Origin of the sequence: Sphingopyxis sp. 2PD (assembly GCF_005503695.1) — a bacterium.
Classification (GTDB): domain Bacteria; phylum Pseudomonadota; class Alphaproteobacteria; order Sphingomonadales; family Sphingomonadaceae; genus Sphingopyxis.
The window spans coordinates 66,410-79,510 of sequence record NZ_SCMU01000010.1 but is presented as its reverse complement, the minus strand read 5'-3'; the positions used below and the strand labels follow the sequence as shown (position 1 = coordinate 79,510).

Below are 13,101 nucleotides of genomic sequence, written 5' to 3'. Positions count from 1 at the left end.
GGAGGGGCTGGGGGTGGGTGCGGCGGAGCCGCGCGGCAACGTGGAAGAGATTTCGGCGGTCGGGGCATCGAGCCCCGACCGCCGAGACCCACCCCTGACCCCCTCCCTTGCAGGGAGGGGAAGAACTAAGCCGCCTTTTCGGGCGCTAGATAACCGATCAGGCGCCCCAGCGTTTCGGGCAGCTCCTTGCGATGCACCACCATGTCAATCATCCCGTGATCGAGCAGATATTCGGCGCGCTGGAAGCCTTCGGGCAGTTTTTCGCGGATCGTATTCTCGATCACGCGCTGGCCTGCAAAACCGATCAGCGCCTTGGGTTCGCTGATCTGGATGTCGCCGAGCATCGCATAGCTGGCCGTCACGCCGCCCGTCGTCGGGTCGGTAAGCAGCACGATATAGGGCAGGCCTGCGCGGCGCAGGCGCGCAAGGGCGACCGTCGCGCGCGGCATCTGCATCAGCGACAGCGTGCCTTCCTGCATCCGTGCGCCGCCCGCGGCGGTGATCGCGATATAGGGGGCGCCGCGCTTGATCGCATTTTCGACCCCCGCGACGAAGGCTTCGCCGACCGCGACGCCCATCGACCCGCCCATGAAGGCAAAATCCTGCACGCCGATCACGACGCCCTGGCCCGAAATGCGGCCAAAGGCGTTTTGATAGGCGTCGCGGTCGCCGGTCTGCGCGCGCGCCGCCTTGATGCGGTCGACATATTTTTTGGTGTCGCGGAACTTGAGCGGATCTTCGGGTGCCGCGGGCGCGGCGATCATCTCGTGCAGCCCGCCGTCGAACAATTGCGCGAAGCGTTCCTTCGCGCCGATGCGGTCGTGGTGGTCGCAGCGCGGGCAGACGTTCAGATTATCTTCCCATTCCTTGACGAACACCATCTGCTGGCACTGGCGGCATTTGTGCCACAAATTGTCGGCGGTATCGCGCTTGGCGCCAAAGGGCAGGGCGTTGCGGACGCGGTCGAGCCAGCTCATGCGGCGATCTCCTTTGCGCCGTGGATAGCAGCGGCCAGGCTGCGGGTGAAGCTTTCGATGTGGCGCGGCGCATCGGCGCCATGCTGCGCAACGAGTTCGACCAGCGCCGAGCCGACCACGACGCCATCGGCAACGCGGGCGATATTCGCCGCCTGTTCCGGGGTGCGCACGCCGAAGCCGACCGCGATCGGCAGGTCGGTCTGGGCGCGGAGGTGCGTCACGGCCTCCTCGATGCTCGCCTGCGCCGCCTGTTGCAGCCCGGTGATCCCGGCAACGCTGACATAATAGAGGAAACCGCCCGCGCCATCGAGCACCGCGGGCAGGCGCGCCGCGTCGGTGGTCGGGGTGGCGAGGCGGATCTGGTCGACCCCGGCAGCGCGCAGCGCGGGACCAAGGCTGTCGTCTTCCTCGAACGGAATGTCGACGCAGATGACGCCATCGACGCCTGAATCCTTGCAGGCAGCGGCGAACCAGTCGGCGCCGCGCACGGTCATCGGATTGGCGTAGCCCATCAGGACGAGCGGGATGTCGGCATGGCGGGCGCGAAATCCCTTGGCGATGGCAAGGATGTCGGCGGTGGTGGTTCCGGCGGCAAAGCTGCGCAGGTTCGCGGCCTGAATCGCGGGGCCGTCGGCCATCGGATCGGTGAACGGCATACCCAGTTCGATGACGTCCGCTCCCCCCGCGACGAGGGCGTCGAGGACGGCGGCGGTGTCGCCGTCCCCGGCAGTGACGAAGGTGACGAGCGCAGCGTGCGGCTTGGCGAAAGCGTTAGCGAAGCGGGTCATATCTGCGTTCCCAACGCCTCGGCGACGGTGAAGATGTCCTTGTCGCCGCGACCGCACAGATTGACGACGATAATCGCGTCGCGGTCCATCTCGCGCGTCACCTTGGTCACCGCGGCGATCGCGTGCGACGGTTCGAGCGCGGGGATGATGCCCTCCGTGCGGCAGAGCAGCTGGAATGCGTCGAGCGCCTCCGTATCGGTCGCGCTGGTATATTCGACGCGGCCGATGTCGCGCAGCCAGGCGTGTTCGGGGCCAATGCCGGGGTAGTCGAGGCCGGCGCTGATCGAATGCGCTTCGTCGATCTGCCCATCCTCGCCCTGGAGCAGATAGGTGCGGTTGCCGTGGAGAATGCCCGGCGCGCCGCCAGCGAGGCTGGCGGCATGTTCCTTGTCGAGCCCATGCCCTGCGGCTTCAACACCGAGCATCCGCACCGACGGGTCGTCGAGAAACGGATGAAACAGCCCGATCGCATTCGATCCGCCGCCGATCGCGGCCACGAGCAGGTCTGGCAGGCGCCCGGTGCGTTCGAGCAATTGTGCGCGCGTTTCCTTGCCGATCACGCTCTGAAAATCGCGGACGAGTTCGGGATAGGGGTGCGGGCCCGCAGCGGTGCCGATGATATAGAAAGTGTCGTGGACATTCGCGACCCAATCGCGCAGCGCCTCGTTCATCGCATCCTTGAGCGTCCGGGCGCCGCTTTCGACCCCGATCACTTCGGCGCCGAGCAGCTTCATGCGGAACACGTTCGGCTGCTGCCGCTCCATGTCGCGTGCGCCCATGTAAATGACGCACGGCAGGCCGAAGCGCGCACAGACGGTCGCGGTGGCGACGCCATGCTGGCCTGCGCCGGTCTCGGCGATGATCCGCGTTTTGCCCATGCGGCGCGCGAGCAGTATCTGCCCAATGCAATTATTGATCTTGTGCGCGCCGGTATGGTTGAGCTCGTCGCGCTTGAACCAGATTTGCGCGCCCTTGCCCGCGGGGGCATCCTTGCGCAGTTCCTCGGTCAGCCGTTCCGCATAATAGAGCGGGCTGGGGCGCCCGACATAATGGGTGAGCAGATCGTCGAATTCGGCGGCGAAGGCGGGATCGCTCTGCGCGGCGCGATATTCGCGTTCGAGGTCGAGGATGAGCGGCATCAGCGTTTCGGCGACGAAGCGCCCGCCGAAAATCCCGAAATGGCCGCGCTCGTCGGGCTGGGTGCGAAAGCTGTTGGGCTGAGTGCTCATGACCGCGCCGCTTTAAGGAAAGCGGCGATCTTGTCCACATCCTTCACGCCCGGCGCGCTTTCGACGCCTGACGACACGTCGACCAGCGGCGCGCCGGTCGCGGCGATCGCTTCGGCCACGTTCACGGGGGTCAGGCCGCCCGCAACGCCCCAATCCATGGTGTGACGATGATTTTGAAGCAGCGACCAGTCGAAACGCGTGCCGGTCCCGCCGGGAAGCGCTGCTGCGGGGGCATCGAACAGGATGCGGTCGGCGGCTCCCTGATACTTCTGGACCCGCTCCAGCGTTCCGGCGTCCTTCAGGCCGACGGCCTTCCAGACCTGCGCGGGCGCGATCCGCTTGACCACGGCGAGCCATTCGGGGCTTTCATTGCCGTGGAACTGGATGATGTCGGGACGCACCGCGGCTAGCGCCTCACCGGTCAGCTGCTGCGACGCGTTGACGAGCAGCAACGCGACCTCGACATGACGTCCGGCGCGCTTGCGCAGTTCAGCGGCCGTCTTGAGATCGACGTGCCGCGGGCTGGGCTCGTAATGAACGAGCCCGATATGCGTGGCGCCCAGCTCGATGGCGGCGTCGACGGCTTCGGGGGTGGAAAGGCCGCAGATTTTGACGAAGGGGGACATGGTTCAGACTCGAGCTATCCGTTCGCATCGAGCGAAGTCGAGATGCCCCTCGACCAAGCTTCGTACCGATGGGTGTCTCGACTTCGCTCGACACGAACGGGAATTGGGGTGGGCTAAAGCGTCGCTTCGATTTCGCGCGCTGCAAGGTCGGGATCGGGCGACTGGCTGATCGGGCGTCCGACGACCAGGATCGACGCGCCGTCGGCCATCGCCTGCGCCGGGGTGACGACGCGTTTCTGGTCGCCCGCCTTCCCGTTGGAGGGCCGCACGCCGGGAACGACGAAGAAGCCGCCGGGCCAAGCCTTGCGCGCCGCCTTCACTTCCTGCCCCGAACAGACGATGCCGTCGAGCCCGGCTTCGCGCGCCAGCGCGGCGAGGCGGACGACCTGATCATGCGGGGTGCCGCCGACGCCGATGTCGTCGAGGTCGGGGGCGTCGAGGCTGGTCAGCACGGTGACCGCAACGACCTTGGTGTTCAGTCCCGCCACCGCCTTGGCTTCTTCCAGCATCGCGCGGCCGCCCGCGGCGTGTACGGTCAGGATGGCGGGTTCGAGCGGACGCAGCGCCTGGATCGCTTTCGCAACGGTGTTCGGAATGTCGTGGAGCTTGAGGTCGAGGAAGATCGGCAGCCCAAGCTTGGCCATTTCATGCACGCCGTGATGCCCGTTGGCGCAGAAAAATTCGAGCCCGAGCTTCAGCCCGCCGACATGATGCCGCACCTTTTGCGCCAGCGTCACCGCGGCGTCGAGGTGGGGATGATCGATGGCGAGATAAAGCGGCGAGCTCATGGGATATCCAGTGGCAGGCTGGGGGAAGCGGTTCCGGTGGCGGGAGCGGGGGTGGGCGCAGGCGCCGACACGGGTTCCACGGGACGATTGGCCAGCGCGCGCATGTCGGCGAGCTGGCGCTCGCTGGTGTCGAGGCGGCGTTTCAACGACCAGCGTGTGGTACGCAACGCGATCCACATCGGTACGCTGCCGATCAGGAACGCAGCAAGGATCAACACGGGCAATTTGGTATCGAGCACCTGCCCCGGCCAGATGGTCACCGTCACCGGCAGCCAGTTCGCCATGGCAAAAATGACCAGCACCGCGGTCAGCAACACCCAGATGATCGTTCGCAGGATTCCCACTATCGTCTGCTCCTCATTCGCTTGGGTCCGCCGACCCTATGCGAGTTTCCAGCGGGTTTCCACCCCGCGTTACGCGGAGCCGAAAACCCGGTCGAAGATCGTGTCGACATGTTTCATATGATAGCCGAGGTCGAAAAGTTCCGTCAGCTGATCCGCTGACAGCCGCGCGGTGACGTCCGCATCGGCCTTCAGCAGGTCGAGCAGCGACAGTTGGCCGTCGCTTTCCCAAACCCGCATCGCGTTGCGCTGGACCAGCAGATAGCTGTCTTCCCGGCTTGCTCCCGCCTGCGTCAGCGCCAGCAAAACGCGCTGCGAATGGACAAGGCCGCCCATGCGGTCGAGGTTCTTCTGCATCCGTTCGGGATAGACGAGCAGCTTGTCGACAACCCCGGTCAGGCGACCAAGCGCGAAGTCGAGGGTGATCGTCGCATCGGGACCGATGAAGCGTTCGACCGACGAATGGCTGATGTCGCGTTCGTGCCAGAGCGCGACATTTTCCAGCGCCGGAACGACCGCGCTGCGCACCATGCGCGCGAGGCCGGTGAGATTTTCGGTCAGCACCGGGTTGCGCTTGTGCGGCATCGCCGACGAACCCTTTTGCCCTGGCGAGAAATATTCCTCGGCTTCGAGAACTTCGGTGCGCTGAAGGTGGCGGACTTCGGTCGCGAGGCGTTCGATCGATCCGGCAACGACGCCGAGCGTGGCAAAGAACATCGCATGGCGATCGCGCGGGATGACCTGCGTCGAGACGGGTTCGATCGACAGGCCGAGCTTGGCCGCGACATGCGCCTCTACGCGCGGGTCGATGTTGGCGAAGGTGCCGACGGCGCCCGAAATGGCGCAGGTGGCGACTTCGGCGCGGGCGGCGATCAGGCGCGCCTTGCAGCGGTCGAATTCGGCATAAGCCTGCGCCAATTTGAGGCCGAAGGTTACCGGCTCGGCGTGGATGCCATGGCTGCGACCGATCGTCGGGGTCAGCTTATGTTCAAAGGCGCGGCGCTTGATCGCGGCGAGCAGCGCATCAAGGTCGGCGATCAATAGGTCGGCGGCCTGCGCCAGCTGGACCGCAAGGCAGGTGTCGAGAACGTCGGAGCTGGTCATGCCCTGGTGCATGAAGCGTGCTTCTTCGCCGACGTTTTCCGACACCCAGGTCAGAAAGGCGATGACGTCATGTTTGGTGACCGCCTCGATCGCGTCGATCGCGGCGACGTCGATGACGGGATTTGTCGCCCACCAATCCCACAAGGCCTTCGCAGCGGATTTCGGCACGGTTCCAAGCTCGGCAAGGGCGTCGGTGGCGTGCGCTTCGATCTCGAACCAGATGCGAAAGCGATTCTCGGCTGACCAGATCGCGGTCATTTCCGGCCTGGCGTAACGCGGAACCATTGAATTTCCTTTCTTTTAGGGCGCTCCATCGCGGAATCCCTGCGGAACCGCGCCGGGGCGCCCCGTAGCAGGGACGGGGCGTTTCGCCAAATGCCGCAGACCGGCAACCATGCCCAAACCCGGCGGTTGCTTTCATGCCCCATCAGAACAGGCGACCGGCCCCAAGCCTCAAAAGTCGCCGCGAAAGGAGAATTTCATGCTGAAACATATGCTTTTGATCGGCGCCGCGGCGGTGAGCTTCCCCGCGCTGGCGCAGACCACTGCCCCGACGGGTGAGAAACCTGCCCCGATCGACACCATGGCACCCGCGCCGGATGAAAAGCCCGCCGATGATGCCAAGCCGACCGACGGCACGGCGCCGACTGAGGACGCCATGCCGACCGACACACCCCCGGCAGCCGAGCCGAACCCGCCGGCTGACCAACCCGCTCCGGAGCCCGAGCCGACGCCCGAACCGGTCCCGGAATAATCCCCCCGACGAACAAATTAGGAGAATAACCATGTTGAAACAGATGCTTTTGATCGGTGCCGCCGCTGTGAGTTTCCCGGCGCTGGCGCAGACGACCCCCCCGGCGGCCGATCCTGCCGCCCCGACGACCGCTGCCGAACCGGCAACGACGCCCGACACGACGATGCCGGCTGAGCCCGCCCCGGCTCCGGCCCCCGACGCTTCGGCGCCGCCGACGGCGACCGAACCGGCTCCCGCCGCGGGCGCCCCGGCAACGCCGAGCCAGATCGCGCAGATCGTCGACAAGGAATTTCCGACCTATGACGGCGATGCCAATGGCGATCTGAACGAGGCCGAATTTTCGGCGTGGATGAAAAAACTCCGCGCCGCCACCGAACCGACCGTCGACACCGAGTCGGCTGAGGTGAAGACGTGGATCGGGCAGGCGTTTGCCGCCGCCGATGGCGACAAATCGGGCGCGGTCAACAAGACCGAGCTGACCGGTTTCCTTTCGCGCGGCGCCTGAACAGGCTTCCCGCGGGGTGGTGCGGCCGTCGGAGCGATCCGGCGGCCGCATCGCTGTGCGCGCGAAAGCCTAAGGCTGCCGCACCGAAACGATTCTCAGCTCATGATCGTCGCCGCTGCGGTCGGGCCAGCTGATCGACTGGCCGACGCTGAGGCCAATCAGGCCCGCGCCGACCGGCGTCAGGATCGAGATGCGGCCAGCGGCGATATCGGCGTCACCCGGGTAGACTAGGCGCACCGATCGCTCGGCGCCGTTCGTCGCGTCGACAAAGGTCACCTCCGACCCCATTGTGACGACGTCGGATGGAATGTCGGAACGGCTACAAATCGTCGCGCGATCGATTTCATCGAGCAAGCCTTCGTAAAGGTTGAGCGAATCGCGCTGCTTTAACAGCGTGAGTTCGGTCAATATGTCGGCATCGCTGTCGATCATATGGATGTGCGGCCTCGCGGCCTGGGTATATGACATGGCACGAGCTTTCCGGCTGAGGCGCGGCGATCGGAATCGCGCGCAGCAGTGTTGCAAAGGAAGGTTGCCCCGGGTTCGGGGCAAGTGCGCCGGAACCCGGGGCTAAAGGCCCGCGAGAAGTTGTCCCCCGTGGAAACGGAAGCGAAGAAGGCCGCGCCGGATCTGCATGGCCTGAATGATGTCGCAGCGCACGGGCGAAGTCAAATACGGCGCGTCGACGACCCGGCGGTTAGAGAAGTCCCATCGCGCGGAAGCTGCGATATTCCGAACCGCCGATGATGATATGATCGTGCAGGACGATCCCCAGGCGCGCGCCCGCATCGGCGATTTCGCGGGTGATCGCGATGTCCTGTCGGCTTGGTTCGGGGCTGCCGCTGGGGTGATTATGGACGAGGATGATCGCCGACGCGCCGAGTTCCAGCGCGCGCTTGATCACCTCGCGAACATAGATTGCCGATTGGTCGATCGAACCCTCGCTGGCGAGTTCGTCGCGGATCAGCATGTTGCGGGCGTTCAGGTAGAGGACGCGCACACGTTCTATGTCGATCGGCCCCATGTCGGCGCGCAGCCAGTCGAGCAGCGCGTCCCAGCTGGAAAGCAGGGGCTTGTCGCGAAACCCGCCCTTCAACAGCCGCAGGCTGGCGGTCTGGACAATCTTGAGCGCCGCGATGCCCGATTCGCCCAGCCCATCGACGCGGCGCAGCGATTCGGGATCGGCGCTGATCAGCTGAGCCAGCGAGCCGAATTCGCGCAGCAACGCCTTGGCCAGTGGCTTGGTATCGCGGCGCGGGATCGCCAGCGCGAGGAGATATTCGACCAGCTCGTAATCGGCCATCCCATCGGCGTCGCCACCGATCAGCCGCCCGCGGAGCCGCGAGCGATGGCCCGCATGGTCGGGGGCCAGATCGGGCACAGGCGCAGGCGTGTCGGCATTAGCCATCGGTCCGCCGAATAACCGCCTTGTGAGCCGCACTCAACGGGCATAGGACACAGATGATGGCAATCCGGACCAATTTGTTGCAGCGAAACGGGATTTCCGGCGTTGCTGCCAGGATTATGGGTCGGACCGGAGGACGAGTGGACGCCATGACGTCATCCGCTGACACGACTTGGCTGAGGTCGTCCGCACCGTGAGCGAAGCCGACCATAGCCCGAAGCCAAGGTGGCGGCATCGCACGCTGCTGTTCAAAAAGCGCTGGCTGACCGCGGGCGCGGTCATCGTCGTGATCGCGGGGATATGGATTGCCCGCGAACCGATCGCCGACCGCTTCATCAGCGATGAATTGGGCAGCAGGGGCGTTCCGGCGCAATATCGCATCGACGCGATCGGGTTCCGCAGCGAGCGGCTGTCGAATGTCGTGATTGGCGATCCCGAAAATCCCGACCTGACGGCGAAAAAGGTCGAGGTATTGCTGGGTTATGGCTGGTCCGGCCCCTATGTCACCGAGATCCGCGCCGAGGGGGTTCGGCTCTACGGCGGTTTTTCGGGAGGGCGGCTCTCGTTCGGGGCGCTCGACAAGTTTCGCGACCCGACGAGCACCGACCCCTTTGCCTTGCCCGACCTGACCGTCGTGCTGCGCGACGCGCGCGCGCGGGTCGACACGCCGTGGGGCAATGTCGGCGCCGCACTGAACGGCGGCGGCAACCTCCGCCGCGATTTCACCGGCAAACTGGCGCTCGTCGCGCCGCGCGTCGCCGCCGCGGGGTGCAATGGTAAGGACGTCAGCTTCTATGGCACACTGCTGGTGCGCGACGTCCGCCCCCAACTCGTCGGTCCCTTGCGCGGCCAAAGCCTGTCGTGCGCCGAGGGCGGCATCGCGGCGGCGTCGCCGCAGATCGCGCTTGACCTCTCGTTGTCGGAGGATCTGCAAAGCTGGAAGGGCGAAGCCGACGCCAGTGTCGCGAAACTTATCGCGGGTGCGCTCGAAGCGGACCGGGTGGGCGTGCTCGCCAGGTTCGACGGCGATGCGGCGGCGACCAAGCTGAATATCGACGCCGCCATGGCGCGCGTCCGCGGTTCGGATTTCACCGCCCAGACGGTAAACGTCGATGCACAGGGTGTGGTCGGGCGCTCCGCGCCGAAACTGGACGGTCAAATCCGTTTCGCCCGCGCGAGCGGCAGTGCGGCGATGCGGCGCGCGCTTGTGAACGGCGCGCGTAACCTGGACGAAACGCCGCTTGGCCCACTCGCGGCTAAGGCAGCCGCGGCGGTCAGCCGGATGCTCGCCGATGTCGGGGGCGGCGCGTCGTTCGCCCTGGCCGGGGAGGGCAGTCTTGCCCGCATCGACCTGATCGCGCCGCAATTGACGAGCGCTAGCGGCGCCCGCTTCACCGGCAGCGCCGACAGCCGCATCAGCTATGGTTATGGCGCGCCACAGCCGACGGTTGTCGCTGCCGGGCGCTGGCGTTTCGGCGGCGGCGATCTGCCCGCCGGTTCGGTCAACCTCGATCGCCGTAGCGACGGTTCGATGACCGGTGTAGCGAGCTTCGACCCCTATCAGGCGGGCACCGCGCGCCTCGCGCTGGCACCGGTGCGCTTTTCTGGCGACCGCAGCGGCCTGCTGCGGTTTGCGACGCGCGCCGATGTGTCGGGTCCGCTTGCGGGCGGGCGTATCGACCGGCTGAGCGTGCCGTTGAGCGGCTTTCTGGCGCCGACCGGCGCGCTGGCGCTCGATGGGGGATGCAGCCGGGTGAGCGCGGATCGCGTCGCCATATCGGGTTTCCAGGTCGGTCGCAGCGCGATCAATCTGTGCAGTCGCCCCGGTGCGCCCTTGCTGAGCGCGGGGCCGGATGGCCTGCGCGGCCAAATTCGCATTCCGGGCATCAATCTGCGAGGCACCAGCGGCGATTCGCCGTTTGCCGTGACCAGCGGACCGGCAAGCATCGACCTGACCACGATGCGCTGGTCGCTGGCGCTCGCCGATTTACGGCTAGGGGAGGGAGATAGCGTTACGCGCTTGAGTGCCCAGGCGATAAGCGGGCGTTCCACCGCACAGGGCATGGCGGGCGATCTGCGCGATGCCAGCGCCAAGATCGGCGCGGTGCCGCTCAACATGAGTGAAATCGCTGGCGGATGGCGCTGGGCCGATGGCGCGCTGATGCTTGACGGCGGGCTGCTGCTGACCGACGCGGCGCCGGAAGCGCGCTTTGCGCCGCTGATCAGCAACGATGCGAGCCTGCGCTTTGCCGCTGGGGTGATCGACGCCAAGGCCGCGTTCAACGAGCGTACGACCGGCACGAAGATTCTGGACGCGATCATTCGTCACCGGCTGGCCGATGGCAGCGGTTCGGCGGATCTGCTCGTCAAGGAACTGCGGTTCGACGAACGGTTCCAGCCCGACCGGTTGACCAACCTTGCGCTGGGCGTCGTCGCCAATGTGCGCGGGTCGGTCGTCGGCGATGGTCGGATCGAATGGACCGCCGATGGCGTAACCAGCCGCGGCACCTTTGCCACCGCCGACGCCAGCCTGGCGGCGGCGTTCGGCCCGGTGAGCGGGCTGACGTCGACGCTGACCTTCGACGATCTGATCGGGCTGCGCTCGGCTCCCGGGCAGATCGCCAAGATCAAGGAAATCAATCCCGGCATCCCGGTGCTCGACGGCGAAATCGAATATCAGCTGCTCGGCGACAATCGCGTGCGGGTCGAGGGTGGCAGCTGGCCCTTTGCCGGGGGGCAGTTGTTGCTCCACCCGACGACGCTCGACTTCGGCGCCGAACAGACGCGGCGGCTGTCATTCGACATCGTCGGGGTCGATGCGGCGGTATTCCTGCAAAGTTTCGGGTTCGAGAATATCAACGCGACCGGCAAGTTCGACGGCACCCTGCCGGTCGAATTCAGCGGGCTGGGCGGACGCATCGTCGGGGGACGCATCGATTCGCGCGCCGGTGGCGGCACACTGGCCTATGTCGGCGAATTGTCGAACCGCAATCTCGGTGCGATCGCCAATTTTGCTTTTGGTGCGCTCCGCAGCCTGAAATATGATGATCTGACGATCATATTGAACGGGGATCTCGACGGCGAAATGGTGACCGATATCCGCTTTGGCGGCGTGGGGCAGGGCGAGGGCGCGACGCGCAACTTCCTGACCAATGCGGTCGCCAGGATCCCGCTGGTCTTCAACGTGAAGATTACCGCGCCGTTCCGCCAACTGCTGACCTCGGCGAATGGATTTTACGATCCGTCGCTGCTGATCGAACAAAATCTGCCCGCGCTGATGCGCGCCCAGGAAGAAGCCGAAGCGGCCGAAAAAGCCCGATCTGCGCCCGTTCAGCCTCCAGAAAGCGAGCCCATGCGATGAACACACCCAAGACAGGAGCAAGGAGGCGGGCCATGGTCGGTCGCAGTCTGGCGGTTCTGATCGGTGCAGCGGCTGTAACCGGTTGCGTGCAGATCGAAACGCCCGACAAGCCGATCGAAATCAACCTGAACATCAACATTCGTCAGGAAGTGGTGTACAGGCTGGATGGCGACGCCAAAAAGCTCATCGAGCAGAATAGCGAGATATTCTGATGACAGGGAATGATATGATGCGTGTGAAGATGTGGAAACCGACCGGACTGGCGCTGGCCGCGATCGCGGCGACCGCCGCCGTTGCGCTTGCGGTGCCGTCAGCGATGGCGCAGCGCGATCCCGCTTATGCCGCGGCGCGCGCCGCGGGCCAGATCGGCGAGCAGCCCGACGGCTATCTGGGCTTCGCCAGCACCCCGACCCCGGCGATCCGGGCGTTGGTGCAGGATCTCAATATCAAGCGCAAAGCCGCCTATACCGAACGCGCGCAGGCGACGGGCAGCACGGTGGAGCAATTCGCTTTTACGAGCGGTTGCAACCTGATCGCCAACACGAAGCCGGGCGAGAAATATCAGGCGCCCGACGGCCGCTGGCTGACGCGCGGCGAGAGTCCGCCGGTCCGCAACGCCAGCTGTCCGTAATCGAACGATCGTTCAAGGGCGCCCGCGGGCGCCACATGCCGCCGCGCCCCTAAACGCGGCGGCATTTTTGTGCACTTGCGCACAAGCATTGACTTAATCGGGCGTCATTCCTAAACGGACCGCGCCTTAGGGGTCCCCCGAATTTTCGGGCCTTTTTTCGCAGGCGGAATCGGGGCTTTCCGGTTCTGTTTCAGGAGGATGGCACAAAATGACGGGGAACGGCAGCGATCCGGAACTTGGCTCAGAGGATTCGCGCCTGGTCTCGCTCAACAAGCGATTGGACCGGGCCGAAGCCGCAGAGGCAAAACGGACCGCGGTGAACGCCGGACTGGAATCCGATGCCAACTATCGGCTCGGCAACCGCGTTCTGGCCGAACTGCTGGGCGGTTTGATCGGCGGCGCCTTGTTCGGCTGGCTGATCGACCGCTTCGCGGAAACGTCACCCTGGGGTCTGTTGGTGATGTTGTTCATGGGCATAATCGTGGCCTTTCGGAACATCATTCGCCTGTCAAAGACGCCGCGCAACTAGCGGGGCGCGCCAGATATTTTCAGCGGGACGGCGCATTCGCCGCCTCGCCAGACGCGTGGAGTG

The 13,101-nt window shown here is 65.5% G+C and carries 15 protein-coding genes; 6 read left to right on the top strand and 9 right to left on the bottom strand.

Features of this window, described 5'->3' with window-relative positions; all coding sequences use genetic code 11:
• Window positions 1-125: 125 nt before the first annotated feature.
• From accD to purB, 7 genes are all read right to left on the bottom strand, one after another.
• A complete protein-coding gene (gene accD, locus FFS18_RS09760; RefSeq protein ID WP_137870649.1) occupies window positions 126-977 on the bottom strand; it encodes an acetyl-CoA carboxylase, carboxyltransferase subunit beta in 852 nt (283 codons plus the stop codon).
• A complete protein-coding gene (gene trpA, locus FFS18_RS09755; protein WP_137870648.1) occupies window positions 974-1,765 on the bottom strand; it encodes a tryptophan synthase subunit alpha in 792 nt (263 codons plus the stop codon). The genes accD and trpA overlap by 4 nt, the downstream gene beginning before the upstream one ends.
• Complete coding sequence (gene trpB, locus FFS18_RS09750; RefSeq protein ID WP_137870647.1) at window positions 1,762-2,994, bottom strand: tryptophan synthase subunit beta; 1,233 nt, start codon at window positions 2,992-2,994, stop codon at window positions 1,762-1,764. The genes trpA and trpB overlap by 4 nt, the downstream gene beginning before the upstream one ends.
• Window positions 2,991-3,620 carry a phosphoribosylanthranilate isomerase gene (locus FFS18_RS09745; RefSeq protein ID WP_137870646.1) on the bottom strand — a complete coding sequence of 210 codons (630 nt, stop codon included), beginning with the start codon at window positions 3,618-3,620 and terminating at the stop codon, window positions 2,991-2,993. The genes trpB and FFS18_RS09745 overlap by 4 nt, the downstream gene beginning before the upstream one ends.
• Before the next feature lie 113 nt (window positions 3,621-3,733).
• A complete protein-coding gene (gene pyrF / locus FFS18_RS09740; protein WP_137870645.1) occupies window positions 3,734-4,408 on the bottom strand; it encodes an orotidine-5'-phosphate decarboxylase in 675 nt (224 codons plus the stop codon).
• On the bottom strand, window positions 4,405-4,752 hold the full coding sequence (locus tag FFS18_RS09735) for a lipopolysaccharide assembly protein LapA domain-containing protein (protein WP_137870644.1): 348 nt from the start codon (window positions 4,750-4,752) through the stop codon (window positions 4,405-4,407). The genes pyrF and FFS18_RS09735 overlap by 4 nt, the downstream gene beginning before the upstream one ends.
• Before the next feature lie 69 nt (window positions 4,753-4,821).
• Complete coding sequence (purB, locus tag FFS18_RS09730) at window positions 4,822-6,138, bottom strand: adenylosuccinate lyase (protein ID WP_137870643.1); 1,317 nt, start codon at window positions 6,136-6,138, stop codon at window positions 4,822-4,824.
• Between the two features lie 196 nt (window positions 6,139-6,334).
• On the opposite strand from purB, the gene FFS18_RS17585 reads away from it, so the two are divergent.
• On the top strand, window positions 6,335-6,607 hold the full coding sequence (locus tag FFS18_RS17585; protein ID WP_212743036.1) for a hypothetical protein: 273 nt from the start codon (window positions 6,335-6,337) through the stop codon (window positions 6,605-6,607).
• Window positions 6,608-6,638: 31 nt separating this feature from the next.
• Window positions 6,639-7,112, top strand: coding sequence for a calcium-binding protein (locus tag FFS18_RS09720; protein ID WP_137870642.1), 474 nt, complete (start codon window positions 6,639-6,641; stop codon window positions 7,110-7,112).
• A 69-nt stretch (window positions 7,113-7,181) separates the two neighbouring features.
• Here FFS18_RS09720 and rnk read toward each other — a convergent pair whose 3' ends face one another.
• Both rnk and radC read right to left on the bottom strand, forming a co-directional pair.
• A complete protein-coding gene (gene rnk, locus FFS18_RS09715; RefSeq protein WP_137870641.1) occupies window positions 7,182-7,580 on the bottom strand; it encodes a nucleoside diphosphate kinase regulator in 399 nt (132 codons plus the stop codon).
• 229 nt (window positions 7,581-7,809) lie between these two features.
• Window positions 7,810-8,520 (bottom strand): RadC family protein, encoded by a 711-nt coding sequence (gene radC, locus FFS18_RS09710; protein ID WP_137870640.1) that lies wholly within the window; start codon window positions 8,518-8,520, stop codon window positions 7,810-7,812.
• Window positions 8,521-8,689: 169 nt separating this feature from the next.
• Between radC and FFS18_RS09705 the strand changes: the two genes are divergently transcribed.
• The 4 genes from FFS18_RS09705 (at window position 8,690) to FFS18_RS09690 (ending at window position 13,038) form a co-directional block, all read left to right on the top strand.
• Window positions 8,690-11,878: an intermembrane phospholipid transport YdbH family protein gene (locus FFS18_RS09705; RefSeq protein WP_249340358.1), complete on the top strand. Its 3,189-nt coding sequence runs from the start codon at window positions 8,690-8,692 to the stop codon at window positions 11,876-11,878.
• 32 nt (window positions 11,879-11,910) lie between these two features.
• Window positions 11,911-12,090, top strand: coding sequence for a YnbE family lipoprotein (locus tag FFS18_RS09700; RefSeq protein WP_137870639.1), 180 nt, complete (start codon window positions 11,911-11,913; stop codon window positions 12,088-12,090).
• Window positions 12,091-12,104: 14 nt separating this feature from the next.
• Entirely contained in the window at window positions 12,105-12,509 is a 405-nt protein-coding gene (locus tag FFS18_RS09695; protein WP_137870638.1) for a YdbL family probable chaperone protein, read from the top strand.
• A 208-nt stretch (window positions 12,510-12,717) separates the two neighbouring features.
• Window positions 12,718-13,038 carry an AtpZ/AtpI family protein gene (locus tag FFS18_RS09690; protein WP_137870637.1) on the top strand — a complete coding sequence of 107 codons (321 nt, stop codon included), beginning with the start codon at window positions 12,718-12,720 and terminating at the stop codon, window positions 13,036-13,038.
• The last annotated feature ends 63 nt before the right edge of the window (window positions 13,039-13,101 follow it).